This window comes from Psychrobacter sp. 78a-MNA-CIBAN-0178 (assembly GCF_040309625.1).
Classification (GTDB): Bacteria; Pseudomonadota; Gammaproteobacteria; order Pseudomonadales; family Moraxellaceae; genus Psychrobacter; species Psychrobacter okhotskensis.
This window is the reverse complement of sequence record NZ_JBEOOZ010000036.1, coordinates 1-20,123: the sequence shown is the minus strand read 5'-3', so window position 1 is coordinate 20,123 and position 20,123 is coordinate 1. Positions and strand designations below refer to the sequence as shown.

The following is a 20,123-nucleotide window of genomic DNA, read 5'->3' as shown; positions in this document are numbered from 1 at the left end:
GCTAGATTGAAACATTTTAGGGGCATTGCCACGCGATATGATAAGCTCAAAGATAGCTATGCAGCGGCGGTAATGCTTGCTTGTGTCTTTATCTGGTTGCCACTCATTTGAATTCTATACACACCCTAAGAAATAACGTCATTATTTTGCAAGACTTAGAAGCTAAAAGGTGGAGTTCTTAATCTGAATGTGTACGAGTGTAATGAACTACTAGGGGTACTGTGGCCCCTGCCGTCAAACCCATACAGTTTAACTTGGGTGTTTTCGTTACGCAGCATCTAGAGCACTCAGCCTAATCGATCACACTTTCCCACCCACACCTTTAAATTTCTCAACAAAAGCCGCCATTTTCTGAAAAACACTTTGTTTTTTAGTTAAGTATTGCGGATTAAGAGGACTTAGTTTAGGTAGGACCTCATTTAGCTCCGTACCATTCTCACTGGCATACTCACGCTTTAAAGACGCCGTTATATAACGCTTAGCGGCCTCTTCATTAAGATTTTCAGCAGCAATCATATCTTGCGCCTCACGCTGCTGCTCTGTTTGAGCAAAGCTAAAGAAGGCCTCAATAATGCTGGATTTATCAGGGATGTTATCTAAGTTGGTTTTATTGATGAAATCTACTACCAGGCTTTCTTTAGCACGATTACCAAGGCTTGCTCGAATCACTCGGCGTACTTCTTCGACTAAGGCGGACTTATCCTTGGTATTCTTGTTATGTTCAAAAATCAGCTCAAGGATGTAATCAAGGTTAATCTCTTGAGACTTAAGAAGATCCACCTCAAAAACCACTTCATCCCAATCAATCGAAGACTCATCTTGCTGGTCACCCGCTTTTTCACGGCGCAGCCAATCACGTATGTCGTTATACGTTGATCGATAGTCTTGTACTTCTCGTTCAGCGGGTACATCGATGCTTTGCATGGCAGCAAGATCTTCATCCGTCAAATAATGCTCAGCTTTGAATGTCTCAACTGCCTCATCATCAGTAATATCTATGCTTTGAAGCGCTTTTAGGCTTGCGAACTCATCATAGTTTTGTAAGATGTTCTCGACACGTAAATACTCACCAAATAACTTAGCAAAGTCCTTTTTGTCCGCCTCTTTGACAATCTCATCAGGGTTAGGAAAGCGTTGTTGCAGCTCTTTGACTACTTCCAAGTAACCACGTCGTGCTTTGCCTGTCGCAATATCGGTAAAGCCTTCCAGATACTCCCTATAGCTTTTTTCCAACACGACATTCTTAGTGTTTCTATCCCCGAACAAAGTGATAGCATCAATGGTCGCTTGCTCTAAGTCACGAAACGTCACGATGTTACCAAAGGTCTTAGTGGCATCATAAATGCGGTTAGTACGTGAGAACGCTTGCATCAGCCCGTGATAACGAAGGTTTTTGTCAACATAGAGCGTGTTTAAGGTCGGCGCATCAAAACCTGTGAGGAACATACCGACAACAATCAGTAAGTCCACATCCTGCTTAATAACGCGTCCTGCAAGATCACGGTAGTAGTTTTGAAAAGACTTACTGTCTACGCCGTAATTGGTCTTAAACATCTCGTTGTAATCATGAATAGCACGGCTTAAAAACTCTTTGGCACTGCTATTCATGGCGGTAGGCTCAAAGCCTTCGTCAGCAATGTCACCGATTGCATCTTGTTCTTCATTGGCAGCATAAGAAAAAATAGTGGCAATCTTTAAGGGCCTCTCGCTGTCCTTTTGTAGCTGACTTAAGGCTTCATAGTAAGCCTTTGCCGCGTCCACACTACTAACAGCAAACATGGCATTAAAGCCTTTGCCACTTCCTTTTAAGCGATGGGTTTTTTGCTTAAAGCTTTTTAAAACGTACTTTGAGATCTCTTCAATACGATCAGGGTGTAATAATAGCTGCTTGTTTTCAGCAGCTGTAAGTTTCTTCTCATCTTGCTCGCTCTCAATGGCTTGAAACTGAGGGCGAACGTCATTGTAGTCCACCTTAAACTTCAAGACCTTCTCGTCACGAATGGCATCAGTGATAACGTATGAATGCAGCTCATGGCCAAACACACTGGCAGTTGTCTCTGCACCCAAGGCATTCTCAGGGAAGATAGGGGTGCCTGTAAAACCAAACTGATAGTACTTTTTAAATTTCTTCTTTAAGTTCTTTTGTGCTTCACCAAACTGGCTACGGTGTGCCTCATCAAAGATAAACACCACTTGTTTATGATAAATGGGTAAGTCAGCCTCACCTTTGATCAGGTTATTTAGCTTTTGAATGGTGGTGACAACAATTTTATTATCATCTTTTTCAAGGTTACGCTTTAGACCTGCGGTACTGTCGGAGCCGTTAACGCTATCAGGGGAGAAGCGCTGATACTCTTTCATGGTTTGATAATCAAGATCTTTACGATCCACCACAAAAAACACCTTATCAATAAAAGGCAGTGACGTTGCTAGGCGGGCAGCTTTAAAACTGGTTAAAGTCTTACCTGAGCCTGTGGTATGCCAAATATAGCCGCCACTCTCGAGAGTGCTCCACTTTTTGGATTGATAGGCACTGTTTATCTTCCATAAAATGCGCTCAGTAGCGGCAATCTGATACGGACGCATCACCAATGAGGTATTACTCACATCAAAGACGGTGTAATGCATCAGCACGTTTAATAAGGTGTTTTTTTGAAAGAAGGTTGCGGTAAAATCTTTTAAGTCTTTGATTAGGGTATTGTCTGATCTCGCCCAGTTCATGGTGAAATCAAAGCTGTTTTTATTGCGTTTGGTGGTATTGGCAAAGTAGCGGGTATCGGTGCCATTTGAGATCACAAACAGCTGTAGATATTTATATAAGGAGTTATCGGAGTTAAAGCTCTCTTTGCTATAACGATGTACTTGGTTAAATGCTTCACGAATGGCGATACCACGCTTTTTAAGCTCAACTTGCACAAGCGGCAAGCCATTGACCAAAATAGTCACATCGTAGCGATTGGCTTGTGTGCCCTTTTGAGCAAACTGTTTAATGACCTGTACTTTGTTACGTGGGATGTTTTTTTTGTCCAGCAGGGCAATGTTCTGCAAATGCCCATCATCAAAGGTGAAGTCATAGATATGATCATCATGAATCTTTCGAGCTTTGTCCGTGATGTTATCGCTAGGATTATCAAGATACTCCATCACAAAGCGCTGCCACTCAGCATCTGTAAACTGCACCTCATTTAAGATCTGCAGCTGTACACGTACGTTAGCAAGCATCGTTTCAGGTGAGTTTAAACCAGGGACAAACTCATATCCCTGGTTTTGTAAGTCTTTAAGTAGTTCACGCTCTAGATCATCTTCAGTTTGATAGCCCCCATCAGGCTGATCGCACTTGGTATATTTATTTAAAACGATAAAATTATTCGATTCAGCAATGGTTTTTGTTTGGTTAGTCATGAGCTACTACCTCAGGCTTAGGGAAGCTCAACAGCAGGTCACGGTAATACTCGTATTGCTGTTGGCGCAGCTCTATTTCACGCGGGAGGCCTTCGGTTAGTGAAGCAGTGATAGCTTCGAATTTGTCGAGAATGGCAGCAATGCGCTCTTGTTCATCAAGAGAAGGTACGGAAACCTTTAACCCAGCTAGTTTACCTACAGCTAAACCTGGCTGTGCCGATTTAGAGGCATATTGATTAAGGTTCATTAGTGTTAGCTTATGAAAGGCCCAATCAATATTGATACCATCTTTAGCAGTGACGACTACAGCATGTTCTGTAGCATAAAACTCACCACTCATGCGATGAACGTTACCGCATAGAGCACCTTGACGACCAATAAGTAGATATGAACCATCATGGCTTTTTTCATCTACAAAACCACGAATACCGTTTCCTCCGAAACATGGATAAATATGGCTTGTACTTTTATTTGCCGAAATTTTACTTGCAGAAATATGCTGTCCTGCTTTCATAATGAAAATATCTTTCAGAGTCTTGATTTCGGTCTCATCATCATTAAACGACGTTAACAGCTGCTCACGATAGTACGCATACTGCTGCTGACGTGCTGTAAGTTCTGCTGTAAGTTCTGCTGTAAGTTCTGCTGTAAGTTCGGTAAATATATCTAAAATTCGGACGATTTCGGCTTGGATATTGAGGGGTGGGATTGGGACTACTGGCTTTTCTAAAATATGATATGAAACAAACGGCTGAGACGCACTGTTAGATTTTTCACCAAAATTCTGTAACAGTAAAATGTAGTAAGCATATTGAGGTAAAACCTCTTCGGATTTCATCCTACAAATTACACCGTTATATGTGACGAAATGCTTACCCTTACCCCAATTAACAATACCAGCGTAAGCGCCAATGTGACCTATTACAGGGGCGTCTTCACTATTATATTCGTGATGACTACCAACAATCCCATTACTACCGTAAACGGGGTACTCTCCACCAGTTTTAGGAATAGTGTTGCCCTTACCATATTGGAATTTATATATCTCACCTAAAGACCTCCACTCAACCTCAACCCCATCAAGTAGCTTCTCCATGTAACCTAAGTGACTCATGCCTCAATCTCCGCAATGATTTTATCAATATCAGCACGAAGCTTATCAATCTTAGCGACTGTCGTTTCAAGTTTGCTATTTAAAGTTTTAATATCAATAACCTCACGCGTATCTTCTGCTTCTACGTAAGCACTTACCGATAAGTTATAGTCATTTTTAGCAATAGCGCTGTTATCAACGCTTGCAGACAAATAATCCGTATCTTCTTTAGTATCAAACAACGTCATGATCTGCTCGATATGCGCATCAGTCAGTACGTTAGTATTCGTCTCTGACTTAAACAGCCTACTGGCATCAATAAACTGCGTCTTACCCTCTGTTTTGTGCTTGGATAGCACTAAGATACTAACCGAGATACTGGTCCCAAAGAATAAGTTGGGTGCTAAGGAGATCACCGTCTCTACATAGTTATTATCTACCAAATACTGACGGATCTTTTGTTCAGCACCGCCGCGATAAAAGATACCAGGGAAGCAAACAATAGCGGCGCGGCCCTTACTCGATAAGTAATTTAATGCATGAAGCACAAAAGCAAAGTCCGCCTTTGATTTAGGAGCCAATACACCCGCTGGCGCAAAACGCTCATCATTAATTAAGGTCGGATCATCACTACCAATCCATTTCACTGAATACGGTGGATTCGAGACAATCGCATCAAAGGGTCTATCCACCCCAAAATGCGGATCTAGCAGCGTATTACCAAGCTTAATATTAAACTTGTCATAGTTCACGTTATGTAAAAACATATTCATACGTGCAAGGTTATAGGTAGTGTGGTTAATCTCTTGACCAAAAAACCCCTCTTCAATGATGTGGTTATCAAAGTGCTTTTTAGCTTGTAATAACAAAGAGCCAGAGCCTGCAGCTGGATCGTAGATTTTATTAACCGTCTCTTGTTTGTGCATCGCAATTTGAGCAATCAGTTTAGACACGCTTTGAGGGGTGAAGAACTCACCGCCTGATTTACCCGCATTGGCCGCATAGTTTGAGATCAGATACTCATAAGCATCGCCAAATAGATCAATCTCACTGTCCTCAAACTGATGCAGCTTAAGGCCAGCTACCCCTTTTAGCACCGCCGCTAAACGAGTGTTTTTATCCGCTACTGTATTACCTAATCGGTTACTGGTGGTATCAAAATCAGCAAACAGCCCCTTAATATCAGGCTCAGACGGGTAGCCATTGGCCGAGCTTTCAATCTCTTTAAAAATAGCCGCCAAATCCGTATTCAAGTTTTCATTTCTATGCGCATTATCCGCTACGTTAGCAAACAGCTGACTTGGGTATATGAAATAACCCTTGGTCTTAATCGCATCGTCTTTAATATCAACATTAATCACTTCATCAGGAAGTGCGGCATAATTAACGCTCTCATCACCCGCCTCAATATAATTGGCAAAGTTCTCACTGATAAAGCGGTAGAACAAAGTCCCCAACACATACTGTTTAAAATCCCACCCATCGACTGAACCACGAACCTCGTTTGCAATTTGCCAAATTTGTCGATGCAGTTCCGCACGTTGTTGGGTACTTGTCATAATAAAATCCTATAAATAATAAATTGGGAATAATCCCAAAAGTTGTGTAACTGTGGTCTGTGCTTAATAAATCAGCACTTTATTTTTCTAAGTGGCTCATATAGCCGCTCAGTATCTATTACCTATACAAATCAAAAGGTATGTGTGTTTACCTTAGAGCTGCATTTATGATTGGTAGCTAATTGTCTGCTAATTGCTCTTGATTGACAATGCTTATAAACATTAAGCCCTAATCCTTATTACTTAATGAAAAAATAGGCAGTTTAATCAGAGCTTGTGTTTTTAATGTTTTTAATGTTTTTAAAAGCTTTTACGTCATCTGCACACCTTGTTACTAAAGGCTTTGACTGTCTATAAAGCAACGTCTTACGACCCATAAAGCAACGTCTTACGACCTATAAAGCAACGTCTTACGACCTATAAAGCAACGTCTTACGACCATAAAGCAACTTAATTATAATTTTGTTGCTTTAAATGTTTTTATGGATTAGTGTTGCTTACATGACGCAAGGGGTCGATATGAATAAACAGTTGGTCACCAAAGATAATTCTTTAATTGGTGCGAGTTATAGCTTAGGTGTAGTTGAGCAGCGGCTAATATTTTTAGCCATTATTGAGGCTAGAGAGCAAAAAACACTGATAGAAGCAGGAGGATTACTAAGAATTTATGCTCAAAGCTATGCAAAGCAATTTAATGTAGAGAAACATACTTCTTACGAAGCCATGAAAAGAGCTGTAGAAGGGTTGTATGAAGCAGGTTTTGCATACAGTAAGCTTGACGAACGTACAGGGAAAATAGGACATTATAAAAGTCGATGGGTCGATAAGATTGGTTATATTGATGACTTAGGGTGTGTGGAACTAGTTTTTGCGAGTGATGTAATACCACTAATTACTAGACTCGAAGCTAGATATACAGAATATGAATTAAGACAGGTCGTAGGGCTACAAAGCGAATATGCTATAAGACTTTATGAGTTGATTATTCAATGGCGTTCAGTGGGTAAAACCAATCTGATCTCACTAGTAGAATTGCGAGAGAAACTAGGTTTGGTTGATGAGTATAAGCGAATAGAAGCTTTTAAAAGAAGAGTTTTAGATATAGCAGTTAAACAAATCAATGAGCATACTGATATTACCGTTGAGTATGAACAGCATAAACAAGGTAGGGTGATTACAGGTTTTACATTCAAATTTAAGGTTAAAGTAAAATCTAAGAAAGCATTAAATGGAGAGAGTGATAAGACTGATATCCCGAGCTTACTAAAAATGACGCCTAAGCAGAGAATCTCATTTGCGTCGCAGCTCTCACAAATGGGAGAGTTGTCTAGCTATGCTAAACAGGGTGAGGATTATAAAGAGTTTGCTACGCGGATCGAGACTGAGCTATTTGATGAAAGTAGGCAGGCTTTTTATATCCCTTATCTCAAAAAATTGGGTTTTCAGCCTTCCTAAATTGATAATCAAAAGAACCACCGTTTTTTCTTCTGAGCAACCGCAGATATAACTGGGGCGTCTTTTTCTTTTTCGGGCTGTGGCTCATCGTTGGGTTGAGATTGTTTGAACTCTAGTAGCCTTACTTGTGCAAAATCTTGAATACTAGCGTTGGCTTTCTCCAGCGTTTTGTTCAGCTGACTTAGCTGTTGCTGATAATTTTCTATCAATCGCTTTTGGTCATTAACTTGTTGACGCAGATGCTCGTTCGTTAATTTTTCAAGTGCTAATTGGTGTTCAATGTCTGTACTATACTGAACACTTTGGCTGTTCAGAGGTGTACTTTGAGAAGTGTTCACTGAACGTTCAGTACGTTTTTTAGAAATAGGTTCTCCAAATACTCGCAACATCTCTGCGGTATCTATTTTCTTATCTGCGGTTCTAGAGATCTCGCCATCATTGACCTTCTGATAAATAGTGGTTCTTGATACACCCCATTCTTTTGCTGCTTTCGTTACCGATATGATCATGGTTCACCTAGTGTTCAAGTGCGTTTTTAGTGGCTGTCCAGTACAACTGTCCAGAACGTTCAGTGAACAACTATCGCATTAACTTGCCTATTAAGGCAAATCGAATATATGGCAGCTAATCAATACTCAGGAATAACAAAAGTCACTTAGTTCGTCCAAAATTTTTATTAAAGGTTGGTTAAGTAAGATGCTACATCATTCCATCTAAATCCAATATCGGACCTCGAAAACACAAAAAAAAGAGCTGAATAAATCAGCTCTCTATTATGTCGCATATAAACCTTAACTCACTGCTGTCACGCTTTTTCGTAGTCCTTGCTCAATGCTGCTCACGTTCTGAGTGGCTAACCCATTCTGATAATTCCCTTGCTGAGTACTGCTAATATAATCTGTCTCTGCTGGATAAAACTCTTCAGCCACATCAAGCAGGCCATCACTATCAACCTCAAAGCAGGAGTTCACATAACCTTGTTTAGCCGCTTCTTCTAACGCCGCTTGATCAAAGCCATGTTCGCTAAGCTCACGATCAATCGCTCCAGCATGTTGTACCGCATCTTTAAGCGTCACCCCATCACGCAATGTCAGATCCACAAAGTAAATTGGCGTACGATAACTTTGCGTGGTGCTTTTACCCCTTAGCATGAGTTGTAGTGGCAGACAAGATAGCTTATTGCCTGATACTGCAGCAAAGTAGCTTAAGCGTGCGGCAAGCGTTCTAATACTATTAAAGCCAGTCGTGCGGAAGATAAACGTACCCAGTTCATCGTCCTCAGAGAGATTGACGTATAGCCTGCCATAGGGTTTACAAGCACCGCCTTGCGCCAATGGACAGCGATCAGGGGATGGGCAAGGCAGTGTTTCCACGCCATTGTTTGTACGGCGTTGGCACTGCTCACCGTCACCCACGCATAGCGGGCGTCCAGTTTGACGATCAAACAAGGTATATTCTGCTCGCAAATTAAGCTCAGGATCATTGAACAACATACGCACGGGTATTTGTCTCAGCTTACCGGCATTATTTGCGCGTAGCTTTTCATCGAGTGGATGATTGACCCAGCCATCCTTATTTTGAACTTGGCTGGTGATAGTGAATTGATCGTCTTTAGCAGGCAGACGCTTGCCGTCTTTTTGAATGACACGTCCAATGCTGATACGACCTAAAACTGGCGGGGTTATGGTGAGACCTTTAATCATGGTGATATTCCTTATGTGTTTTAGTTAGCCATAAAAAAGCCCAGCTTTGATAGCTGGGCAGTTATGCACTAATTTGAGTGAGTGGCGTAATTTATTGATTATGATTGGTGGCTGAGACTTGGCTCAGTTATCATTAAGAATGACAAAGCGACGGCTGCCAGGGCGTGTCTTACCAAACTGTTCAAGCAATTCAGGGTGCGCTTTGGTGAGCGCTTTGCTATCAAGACTGACACTGTCTTTCGACCGCTTCCATGAAATCGCGCCCATCGAGAATACCGCAATCTCATTGTCTTGAATTAGGCTTTGCAGCTGATGCTTCACTTGGTCATGACGCTGCTCCAACTCTTGCATGTCGTTACGGTAGCTAAGCAGCTGCTCAAATAACTTATTGGCTCCGTCATCTTCCCGTAGATCAACCTTGCTTGATGGCTCAGGGGTTGGATAAAGCAGCTTTAAGGCTCGTGCAGCAGATTCTGAATGATCAGGGGTTGGTGGCGTGTCTGTTTCTACATATTGCCAGAACAGACGCTCATGCTCCATGATGGACTGAATTAAGCGCTCATCACGCTCAACTTTATAAATCTTCGCTTCATGACCACACAGCAGCACGCAGATATGCGCCGCCTGTTTGCCAGTGACTGCCAGCTGATGCTGAACTTGGCATGTCACATATAGCGGTACGCCATGCTTCCACAGCTTGGCTCCATGTTCACCAGCGGTTTTACACTCTAGAATCTGTACCTCATCATTACCAGTGATAGCATAGTCTAAATTAGCCAGCATAAAAGCTTTGTCAGGATCAGGATGCTGTAAGACAGCATTAACACGGCGCACCTTATTGCCGGTGTGCTTTTGATAATATTTAGCCACCATTGGTTCTAAGGTGTTACCCCAATACAGTGGCGCATAACCATCAGCACCTTCATCAATATTTGATGCCATACGTCCAGTCTTAATCATCCATAATTCAAGCATGGAAAGGTAAGGATGGATACCACAAGCGGCAGCAGCATCAGAGCTGCCAATGCCTTGCTTGCGAACTTCAAGCCATTTGTCATGGCTTAAGTTTTTGGTGTTGACCAAACGTTTAGCCGTGCTTGATTGATTAGCAGACGGCTTAACGGGTTTATTTTCAGCCTTAGGCTTTGTTGGCATCTCTACGCTATTGTGCCGAGCGTTTAGTGGGACTTTACCCTTAACGGTGGCACGCTTAAGTCTTGGCTGCGTCGTATTTGTATTGTTTAATGCGATCATATTCATAATGAACTCCTTCGTTAGATTTATTATTGGTTAAATAAACGGCATAAAAAAACCACGCGCAAAGGCGTGGTTGATTCATTAATTAAATACAGTAGCTATGCGACTAGGCAATTAAGCGCAGCGCTTCATCAAGGCTTTTATCTTTAAGCTTTGCTCCTGCACCAAACCAAGCTGAATCAAGACGATGATCTTGCGACATGGCACGGCGTTCATGATCCACAAACTCTGTCATCGCTGACAGCAGGCCATAAGCCGTGTCTTTAGCAGAGTCTAGATCAGCACCGCGACCTTGACCGTTAAACATGTTCATCACCTGATTCATCGCACGGGCATTCGGCACCGCTTCTTTCTCCTTCTTAGCGGTATTAAATAAAATAAGGCCATCGTCTTTGACATCGTTAAACACACGGTTTAAGTAATTGGCGGCTTCTGCTTGCGTCACTCGTCTATTGGTAAGCTGCTTCATCTCATAATTAAAGTCATCCCACTGACTGACAGAAACGCCTAGTTGCTGTTTGACTTTGTCGGCATCAAAGGTGGTACTGTGCGGAACTTTGACCACACCACCGCTACCATCAGCCAGACTGATTGCTAAGGTGTTATTACACACCACACGGATATTGGTGAACTGCGCTGTGGTGGCAAGCGTCCCATCACAAGCGGTTGCTAGAAGTAGATAGCCGTGACTGACATCACCGCCACGTAGCGTTGCTGATTGTCCTGTGCGAGCCAACGCCCACATTTTACGGCCGCCTTTTAACACCCCTGCCGTTTCTAGCTCAAAGTCTGCTTGTTCCGTCAGATCACGATAAAACTCTAGAATTTCACTCGGTTGTACTTCTTGATAGCGTTGACTGACTACTGATAAGGGCTCTAAGGTATCGCTACGATAGAGCACCTTATTGCTATCAAAAGGCATGATCAGGCTTTGGCCTTTATCATTGGTTGCCATGTAACTAACGTCCGATGATTCAATACGCCAGTCCATACCCGCCTCACGGGCCCAGACTTCGATAGGCTGCTTGGGGGACAACTCTTGCCCTAAGCCATGCCAAGGTGTTTCGCCAACGTATGCCATAGTTTCGATTAAATGTGCCATGAGTACTGCTCCTTGATAAGTTTTAATGAAATAAATGAGTGATGATAAAAATAAGGTTATAGCCTGAAGGGCTTAAAACAGCGCTGACAAAGGTAGTTTTGCTGATGGATTGTGATCAGCGGCGCTTGCGCACGGCGCGTTGCTACGCTAACAGCAGAAGCAATGGCGGTGGCTGTGATCACACCAATAGCAGGATTGACTTTGTAGTATTTACAAATGCTCACGCCAAGGCTTGTCAGCGTTGCCTGAGAGCATAACTGTTCGAATATTGATGAGACGGGATTAGATTGACTGATTACATCGGATGAATGACAGTAAGGGCAAATAGGTTTCATAGGATCTCCTTGATAATCTTGATAATGGCGCATAAAAAAGGCCTGCTTTATAGCAGGCCTTGATGACACGTTTAGGGGTAGATTGATGAGGCAACGATGACATCGGTGCTCATCTCATGGGGATGCTATATATCTGTAATTATTTTGCTATGAGATTATGCCTCTACGTTTTGGGGTTCTATAAATACCGTGACCAAAGGTGCGCATGTTTGGCACCCACAATTTAAGCTGCTGCTCATGCTTGCTTGGTTTGGTTAGGTATAAAGCTGACGTTACCGCGTTTTCAACTTTCTTAGCATTATCACGATAGATCATGCCAATACCCAATTTGCCATTTTTCTCATACTTCTGCTTAGTCTCTGTATCGTGATAGTTATAGTACTCACCTAAACCACCTGTCATCATTTTCCATTTTTCACCTACCTCTTTTGCTAGATACCAGTCATTTTGTCTTTCTGAGCCATCGTATATTAGGAGTAAATGACAGTGCAGTCCGCCCTCAATACCACCTTGTTCAAGAGCCCATGCATAGCCTTGCAGATGCTCAAAGCATGTTTTCTTATTACCGATAAGATCTCTAAATTTTCTCATGTGACAGTCAAAATCTTCAATAGATACATGGTGGCTGGTTTCTTTTACGTATTTTAGGTCGATACGGATAAAGAGCAGTCGTGAGTAATGATTAATCAGGCTGTGTACATAGTTCTTTAATTCCCTTTTATTGTACGATTCTTGATAAATGAACGCCTGACGTTCATTATCAATATCATTTTTATAGCATGGCAGTATGTTGATAAAACGCTTTGTTTTATCATGATCCCAAATCACATTTTCTGGATAGGTATCACCAACGATCGCTTGAGTGCTACTAAAAAATGCTAAGACTGGCTGTGTATAAAATAACTCAGTATTGAGATGATTCATGAACGGGTAATACAACCCGTTCAGTTTATCCATAGTCTCATTAAAGCTGATGGTGTTCGCCAGTATGTCCGTAACCAGACTGTGAACATTAGCGACAACTAGAGGTTGATTAAGATGTGAATACGGCATGGTAGTGCTCCTATGAAGTTGGTTTCATAGGGTAAGGTCAGTCTGTATTTTTATAATATTAACTGCTGAGAGTTGCGCTCTCAGCACTAGAATAAATGATAATGGCATTATTAATAATATAAATAACCCACTAAGGATGAGCTGCCAAAGAGCAGCTTTTTGCTTGTGTGCTTGATGTTTTTTTATCGGAGCAGATGCAGTATTGCTGTCTGCGTTAGAGTTCCGATTAGGATGGAGTTAGCTGACTGGGGTTGTCAAAACGTATCATATATTGTTCTTGCTTAGTGATGAAATCATCCATTCAAGGGCACGCAGATAGTACCTAAACGAAGCATTTATATTAGGCCGAAATCACTCACACTTATTGCTAGAACGAAACTTATATACAAGGTATAGTCAAAGCAGAAAGATGAAAGAATAAATTCAGTCTATTTTAAGCTAAAAAACGGTGTAAGACTGCTCACGCCTCTATATTAGGGAGTTCTTATGTAGTAAATACATACTTTTTTCCTACTAAAATAGACTATTAACCCACTTTTTAAGAGTTTTTTTGAAGGAAATCTGGCTATGATATACGCTAATAATTCGAATTATAATGATGGAAACTCGGCTCATAATTATGATCGATTGAACGACAATTACGAAATCCCGGTTGAAAAAAGTGGATGTGCTTCTATGGCTTTAACAGCTACATCTGATAATAATGGGGCTGTAGTAGAAGGCGATAATCAGCCATCTACTAGTTTAAATCAAGAAGTGCTAAATCAAGCTAATGCATATCATCAGGCTCAGCAATATAAATTTAGTACTGACTTGTATTTTTACCATGCAAAGCAAAACTGGAAAAACCATGAGGATTTTTATAAAACGATTGGAAGTTTTAATGAGGAGGATTGCAAGAGCTTGGTATTTGCGCACAATGTATATTTGGGAAATTTATCAGCTAATATCGAATTTGATAAGGGAGCGTTCAAATCCACTTTGATCAGCATATTCAAGTCTCAGCCATATCCAATTCCATACTTTCACGAGCTAATGCGATTTAAAATTAACAACCAGCTGCCAGATAGCTCATTGAACTGGATAAAAGGTGATCTTCGTAGCGCCCTGCACATCGCTTATTTAGTTCAAGGGTTTTTTTACAATAAAACTATGGTTGGAGGTACTGAGTTAATTTCTCATATTTCGAATTATTTAAAATATGAGATTATGCATTTCAACTACACTCCACTCACCCTTCCGTATTATGCAAATTATGTAGTCGAAAACAATCTTCCGTTAATATGGCGTATAGAAACTATTAAATCTGTATATTTTAGAAATCGTACTGATAGAGAAATTAAGTGGCTCAAGGGTGATGATAGTGATCAAATTGAATGGGCTTATAATTATCTAAGCTCAGACAAGAGAGATCACCTTATACTTCAGGATATCTTCATACCCTCCTCTATAGAGGACAAGTATAATTTAATCTTAGCGAGTCTTGATGTCCTATCAAATGCAAAATACACATATGAGGCTGTTACTAAAAATATAGATATCAGCGACCCTACAGTTGATCTTGAATCAATAGCAGAAATATCATATAGAGCCAAAATTATAGAGAACATGAAAGACGCATGGGCTAAATTCTCAACGAGCAACAAAAATGAAGATTTAAGTGAAGTCAAGATATATAAGAAAAATCAAGATCAATTAGATTCTATCATCAAAGCTAAAGGAACGACTGCCAACAAAGTTATAAGCCAAATTATTGAAGATGAGTACAAAAAAACTTTCAATAAGGGCTAGATAACTTAGGCAGATAGGGTTAATCGTTTAAGGATAGCTTTTGGTCGATAGTATGTTGAAAATTTCAATTTATGTACACCCTTATGTACACTATGAAATCAAAATAATAAATTAAATATAAATATCAATTGCTTATATACCAATTACCGTTCCGGCTCCGGGACTTGAACCTTCGCTAAGTACACTAAGACTACCTTATTCACTCAAATCATTGGTGCTACTCGCCTAAATATCCAAGGGTCCATTTTGAATGAGAATGGGTAGTCACGAAGGGCAGTATTTTCCAAAATATAATACTCATCATAAAAATGATGGCCTAATATTTAAAATACCTCAGCTATTAACTCTGCTTTAAGACCCGATAAACGGTAGCTACCCCAACACCAACTGCCTTAGCGACTTCCTCTTTTGTCATATTGTTTTGACGAGCTAATTCTTTAATACGATTGTGCTTTGCGGTATTGGCTTTCTTACCGGTAGGTTTATATCCGCTATTAGCCAATCCCTGCTTAATACGCTCTCTACGCTTATCGTTATCAAGCTTTGCCATCGTTGCTAACAAGTCGATCAGCATATGGTTAATCACTGCTAGGATCTCACCTGTCATGCCTTTACTTACCGTATGCGTGGTTGGTAGATCGGCCACCACCAATCGTAAGCCCTTATCTTTGATACGCTGCTTTAGAATCGCAAAATCATCTTGAGATAGCCTGCTTAATCTATCCACGCTTTCAACTAGTAGGATATCGCCTTGCTCAGCGTCCTTTAGCAGCTGAGCTAATGCTGGTCTATCGAGCTTCGTACCACTGAAATGCTCAACGTACTCAACATGGTTGTCATCATAGCGTGTACTGAAAGTCACCAAATCAGCTAATGCTCTGGTAGCGTCTTGATCCTTAGTACTGGCTCTCACATAAATACGTACGGTCATAACACCACCTCTATCACTTAGACTTAATAATTAATGTTCATTGATAATATCAAGATATTACTATCATTTAATAATAGAAACAAGTCTAATGATAGTTTATTTATCATTTAGAGGTTTTATGTTTTGGGTATAGGCTAATGATAGGAAAAAAGCACAGCAACCAGTCCTATAACTCTAAAGTCTGTTATAGATGGTTCCATATTAACAGTCTATTTTGAGTAGTCTGTTAATATGTTTGAAGGGTAAAATAACTGGTTTCCTTGGGGTATACCCTAAAAAACTTCCGCCAGTTGTCTGATTAAAATCTCCCAAGTTTAAGTGTACGGGATTGACAGCAGGGATCACAATATTCGGTATGGTGACTTCCGTGCTGCTCACAGGGGAAGGAGTGACGTGGTTGAAGATGCTGGCGATGATGTTGATATTGTCGGGGTTGTTGCTGGCAAATGTGGAGCTAAAGCTGGAAAGAAAGCGCCAGCCAATATAATGATGCCGGTGAGCCCCAGGTTTTTGCTAACAGTTTATATATGTCATTTGCTAACTTAAAAATCCTGATCGGATCAGCACTTAGCGGATGGTTTATCTCTGCGATGGGTAGTATTGATATCGTGATGCTGAGTTTTGCACTCGCTGTCATCGCTTTGATAAATATTGTTATAAAAGATAAAGTGTATTCTACTCAAATATCGTAGTAGTTAATGTTTTTTGGCCGTAGGGGTCAATACTTATGTAGTATCTGAGCTTGTTTAGTAACTACTATCGTGGTGCACCAATTAAGAGCTTATCGTATGAGGAGCACCGCTGAGGAGCACCGCTGAGGAGCGCCACTATAGCAATGCACCAACTAGGAGCTTCTTAAATAGAGAATACTGTTTGAGAGAATATAATAAGACAAGGTATAACAAAGTTATCCTTTAGAAGGTCCTAGGTCATAAAATGCCAAGACACCATAGTTAGAGAATTGTAAGACAAAATAGTTAGTTACGAAACCAGGTAATGACAATAACATTAGGATTGTCTCGTAACAATTGGCACACCTATTGCTTTAACTATATTGTTATTTATGAATCAACAATTGAGGTGTTAGATGGCTTACATTGATCCAAGCGAATTCACGACGAAAATGGTAGATTCTGGTGAGTCTAAGATGAGTATGTCAACCAGTGATACCTTAATCCGCGCCTTTATGGCAGGTGCAATATTAGCACTGGCGGCTTTCTTTGCGATTACAGTAACAGTGAATACAGGTAATCCGCTGGTAGGGGCATTATTGTTTCCGGTCGGGTTTATTATGCTATATCTGATGAAGTTTGATTTGCTGACAGGTGTATTTACACTTGTGCCTTTAGCATTACTAGATAAGCGTCCAGGCTGCGACATGAAGCAGTTATTACGCAATTGGGGGCTTGTGTTTTTAGGCAATTTAGGCGGAGCCATAACCGTGGCTTTTCTAGCCTCTTTTATCTTAACCTTTGGCTATGAGACAGACGGTGGCACTATAGCGGCCAAAGTAGGCACTATTGGAGAGGCTCGTACACTAGGTTATCAGTCTCACGGAACTTCGGGCTGGTTTACTATTTTTGTTCGCGGTATGTTATGTAATTGGATGGTTTCGATGGGCGTAGTAGGCGCTATGATTTCAACTTCAGCATCTGGTAAGATGTTTGCCATGTACATGCCAATCATGCTCTTCTTTTATATGGGTTTTGAGCACTCTATCGTCAATATGTTTCTATTCCCATTCTCAATGATTATGGGTGGTGATTTTACAATCGCAGATTATTTGATTTGGAATGAATTACCTACAGTACTAGGTAACCTAGTAGGTGGTCTGTTTTTTGTAGGTTTGCCACTGTACTTTACTCATGTACGAACTCGTCCAAGCCGCAAATTGGTTCAATGATAATAAATGAGTTGTGCTATTAATAGACCTCGCTTAGGCGAGGTCTATTATTGAGGGATCAATCTTAGCTTCTGGACATCACAATGACACAGAAAAAAATTTCGGTGAGTATTAGTCAGCATTCACAAGCAGGAATAGGAAAGCTGGTAAATCAAGACGCTCTTATCGCCTATGTGCCTGATGATAGTCTGTTGCAATCTAAGGGCGCTGTATTTGCCGTTGCTGATGGTATAAGTACTAGTCAATTTGGTGCAGAAGCCAGTCAAATAGCAGTGAGTAGTTTTTTAAATGATTATTTAGATACACCAGAGACTTGGTCTGTAAAGACATCGGGGTTTAAAGTATTACTGTCAATAAATTCATGGCTGGTTGCACAAAGTCGACAAGGCGGGCACAGCTTTAATCAAAATAAAGGCTATGTGTGTGCATTTGCTACCCTTATTATCAAATCGCGCACCATTCACATATTTCACTCAGGTGATGTCCGTGTCGTTATGCTACACAAGGGTATTATCAATATTCTCACTCAAGATCATCGTCAAGTTTATGATGATGAACGTACTTATCTAAGTGCAGCACTAGGCTTAGATGATCATATCCGTCTGGATTATCTAAACGTTGAAGCCCAGTTGGACGCAACCTACCTTTTACTAAGTGACGGTGTTCATGAATATCTAAACAACGATGATATCATTCAGACATTAGAAAAATTACCAAGTGCTACCTGTGCTCAAATCCTTTGTGAATTGGCTACTACAAAAGGCTCTGTAGATGATGCCAGTGCTTTAGTGATAAAAATTAATGATCTACCAGCAGAAGATAGAAGTGAGTTTTATAGGTATACCAAAGATCTTACGCCCATAATCTCGTTAGAAAAGGGAGCTGTAATTGATGGACTGCATGTTGTTAGACCACTCAGTAAAACGCCGCGTAGCCACACATACTTAGTCATAGATCAAAATGAAAGTTTATACGTCCTAAAAACGCCTTCTGCTGAAAAAAGTCAAGATGACACTCACATTGAAAGTATGCTTATGGAGGAGTGGGTGGCAAGGCGTCTAAATAATGCTCATTTGATGACAGCGCCTAAGCTAAAAACGCCACGTTCAAAACTATATACTCTAAGCCACTATGTTGAAGCTCAAAGCTTAGCTCAATGGATGGAGGAGCATCCAAAACCGAGCCTTAATCAAGTACGATCTATCATTCAGCAAATTGCAACTGGATTACAAGTCATGCACCGCGCCGAGGTGATTCATCGTGATCTAAGACCAGAAAATATCTTGATAGATGACAAAGGGACGGTCACAATTATTGATTTTGGCGAGGTTAGCATCGCAGGTTTAGATAAGGTTAATGCTAACAATACAATACCAGGTAGTTTACAGTATACGGCACCAGAGTATTTATTAGGTGATGTAGGTACGGCAGGAAGTGATGTCTTTTCGCTGGGTATTTTAACTTATCAGATTCTAAGTGGTCAATTGCCGTATGGCCTGAAGGTATCTAATGCCTATAGCAAAAAGGCGCAAAATCAACTCAAAATTAGACCATTGTTAGAACTGGGCATACGTATACCAGAGTGGTCCGTTTATGCTATAAATAAAGCATTAGATATTGATCCAAAACGTCGCTATAAAGAAGTTTCTGAATTTATTTATGAGCTTAATAGACCAAGCTCAGATTTTAAACCTGATCATAATACCGCATGGATCGATCGCGACCCAGTGAGATTCTGGCAAAGCGTAAGCACTGCCTTATTAGTAGTAGTGCTTAGCCTGATTTTAAATGACTATTGGTAGCTCAATCGTATATTAGATCGAATTACCACGTTTTATAAGGTAAAAATTTACCATTGAGTACAATAACAACTCTATCCCCATTAGGATTTTCTTCTTTATCAATATCAATAGAGAAGTCAATTGCACTCATAATACCGTCCCCAAACTTTTCTTGAACCACCTCTTTGATGCTAGTGCCATAGATACCAACTGCCTCATACAGTCTATAGACAAGTGGGTCTTGAGGAACATCACGTCCCCAACTTTTTGTTGGATATTCCATCAAAGTAGTCTTTGCTTGGTCTGTAAGCTCTAGCAACGAGCATAATTTACTAGCAGGTGCCTCAGGCATACTATTATTACCAAAACAAGCTGACGTCACCCAAACAACTCCCATTTCTAAATAAGCAGCAATATCTTCCCAGCTTAGAGCTTTCTCTTTTTTAGCCAAAATGATCGCTTCTGTTAATTCTTCGCGTGTCATACTCAATTACTCCGATAGTTTAAATTAAATGATGAAAATTAGGCTTTTGCGATGCAACTAATAAGTTGCAAGGGTCGTGCCAGTTCAGGACAAATACCCAACGAGAAGCGACTAAATTCAGTCACTGCAAATGACTCTCACAACATCAAAGATTGCCATCAAATCATCGCTGATTGACAAGAAAAAAATCATACTACTAGGGGCTGTATAGAATTGAGGAACCATTGAAAAAAATAAGCAACGCCTTACTCTAATGTTTACCACAACAAAGAAA

16 protein-coding genes and 1 pseudogene are annotated in these 20,123 nt (G+C 40.7%); 6 read left to right on the top strand and 11 right to left on the bottom strand.

Features of this window, described 5'->3' with window-relative positions:
- Window positions 1–111, top strand: a pseudogene (locus AAEY80_RS13365) (IS5/IS1182 family transposase); the annotation flags it as partial.
- A 189-nt stretch (window positions 112–300) separates the two neighbouring features.
- Here the strand turns inward: AAEY80_RS13365 and AAEY80_RS13360 are convergent.
- The 3 genes from AAEY80_RS13360 to AAEY80_RS13350 are packed head-to-tail and all read right to left on the bottom strand — an operon-like array spanning window position 301 to window position 6,054.
- On the bottom strand, window positions 301–3,402 hold the full coding sequence (locus AAEY80_RS13360; RefSeq protein WP_350588454.1) for an HsdR family type I site-specific deoxyribonuclease: 3,102 nt from the start codon (window positions 3,400–3,402) through the stop codon (window positions 301–303).
- A complete protein-coding gene (locus tag AAEY80_RS13355) occupies window positions 3,395–4,516 on the bottom strand; it encodes a restriction endonuclease subunit S (protein ID WP_350588452.1) in 1,122 nt (373 codons plus the stop codon). The genes AAEY80_RS13360 and AAEY80_RS13355 overlap by 8 nt, the downstream gene beginning before the upstream one ends.
- Entirely contained in the window at window positions 4,513–6,054 is a 1,542-nt protein-coding gene (locus AAEY80_RS13350; RefSeq protein WP_350588451.1) for a type I restriction-modification system subunit M, read from the bottom strand. The genes AAEY80_RS13355 and AAEY80_RS13350 overlap by 4 nt, the downstream gene beginning before the upstream one ends.
- A gap of 519 nt (window positions 6,055–6,573) precedes the next feature.
- Between AAEY80_RS13350 and repM the strand changes: the two genes are divergently transcribed.
- A complete protein-coding gene (gene repM, locus AAEY80_RS13345; protein WP_201627498.1) occupies window positions 6,574–7,509 on the top strand; it encodes a replication initiation protein RepM in 936 nt (311 codons plus the stop codon).
- A gap of 8 nt (window positions 7,510–7,517) precedes the next feature.
- On the opposite strand, the gene AAEY80_RS13340 is transcribed toward repM, so the two are convergent.
- From AAEY80_RS13340 to AAEY80_RS13315, 6 genes are all read right to left on the bottom strand, one after another.
- A complete protein-coding gene (locus AAEY80_RS13340; protein ID WP_350588449.1) occupies window positions 7,518–8,018 on the bottom strand; it encodes a plasmid replication DNA-binding protein in 501 nt (166 codons plus the stop codon).
- A gap of 282 nt (window positions 8,019–8,300) precedes the next feature.
- Entirely contained in the window at window positions 8,301–9,212 is a 912-nt protein-coding gene (locus AAEY80_RS13335; RefSeq protein ID WP_350588447.1) for a recombination directionality factor, read from the bottom strand.
- A gap of 123 nt (window positions 9,213–9,335) precedes the next feature.
- On the bottom strand, window positions 9,336–10,472 hold the full coding sequence (locus AAEY80_RS13330; protein WP_201627495.1) for a YqaJ viral recombinase family nuclease: 1,137 nt from the start codon (window positions 10,470–10,472) through the stop codon (window positions 9,336–9,338).
- 103 nt (window positions 10,473–10,575) lie between these two features.
- The gene (locus AAEY80_RS13325) at window positions 10,576–11,571 is read right to left on the bottom strand and encodes a DUF932 domain-containing protein (protein WP_350588445.1); all 996 of its coding nucleotides are present in this window, start codon (window positions 11,569–11,571) and stop codon (window positions 10,576–10,578) included.
- 56 nt (window positions 11,572–11,627) lie between these two features.
- A complete protein-coding gene (locus tag AAEY80_RS13320) occupies window positions 11,628–11,939 on the bottom strand; it encodes a hypothetical protein (protein WP_350588444.1) in 312 nt (103 codons plus the stop codon).
- A gap of 114 nt (window positions 11,940–12,053) precedes the next feature.
- On the bottom strand, window positions 12,054–12,959 hold the full coding sequence (locus tag AAEY80_RS13315; RefSeq protein ID WP_350588443.1) for a YagK/YfjJ domain-containing protein: 906 nt from the start codon (window positions 12,957–12,959) through the stop codon (window positions 12,054–12,056).
- Between the two features lie 567 nt (window positions 12,960–13,526).
- Here AAEY80_RS13315 and AAEY80_RS13310 point away from each other — a divergent pair.
- A complete protein-coding gene (locus AAEY80_RS13310; protein ID WP_350588442.1) occupies window positions 13,527–14,750 on the top strand; it encodes a hypothetical protein in 1,224 nt (407 codons plus the stop codon).
- Window positions 14,751–15,090: 340 nt separating this feature from the next.
- Here AAEY80_RS13310 and AAEY80_RS13305 read toward each other — a convergent pair whose 3' ends face one another.
- Window positions 15,091–15,681: a recombinase family protein gene (locus AAEY80_RS13305; protein WP_350588440.1), complete on the bottom strand. Its 591-nt coding sequence runs from the start codon at window positions 15,679–15,681 to the stop codon at window positions 15,091–15,093.
- Window positions 15,682–16,074: 393 nt separating this feature from the next.
- Between AAEY80_RS13305 and AAEY80_RS13300 the strand changes: the two genes are divergently transcribed.
- From AAEY80_RS13300 to AAEY80_RS13290, 3 genes are all read left to right on the top strand, one after another.
- Window positions 16,075–16,227, top strand: a complete 153-nt coding sequence (locus AAEY80_RS13300; RefSeq protein ID WP_166739250.1) for a hypothetical protein — start codon at window positions 16,075–16,077, stop codon at window positions 16,225–16,227.
- 541 nt (window positions 16,228–16,768) lie between these two features.
- A complete protein-coding gene (locus AAEY80_RS13295; RefSeq protein WP_101204375.1) occupies window positions 16,769–17,584 on the top strand; it encodes a formate/nitrite transporter family protein in 816 nt (271 codons plus the stop codon).
- A gap of 83 nt (window positions 17,585–17,667) precedes the next feature.
- Window positions 17,668–19,386, top strand: coding sequence for a bifunctional protein-serine/threonine kinase/phosphatase (locus tag AAEY80_RS13290; protein WP_101204376.1), 1,719 nt, complete (start codon window positions 17,668–17,670; stop codon window positions 19,384–19,386).
- A gap of 22 nt (window positions 19,387–19,408) precedes the next feature.
- On the opposite strand, the gene cynS is transcribed toward AAEY80_RS13290, so the two are convergent.
- Complete coding sequence (cynS, locus tag AAEY80_RS13285; protein ID WP_101204377.1) at window positions 19,409–19,849, bottom strand: cyanase; 441 nt, start codon at window positions 19,847–19,849, stop codon at window positions 19,409–19,411.
- Window positions 19,850–20,123: the final 274 nt, after the last annotated feature.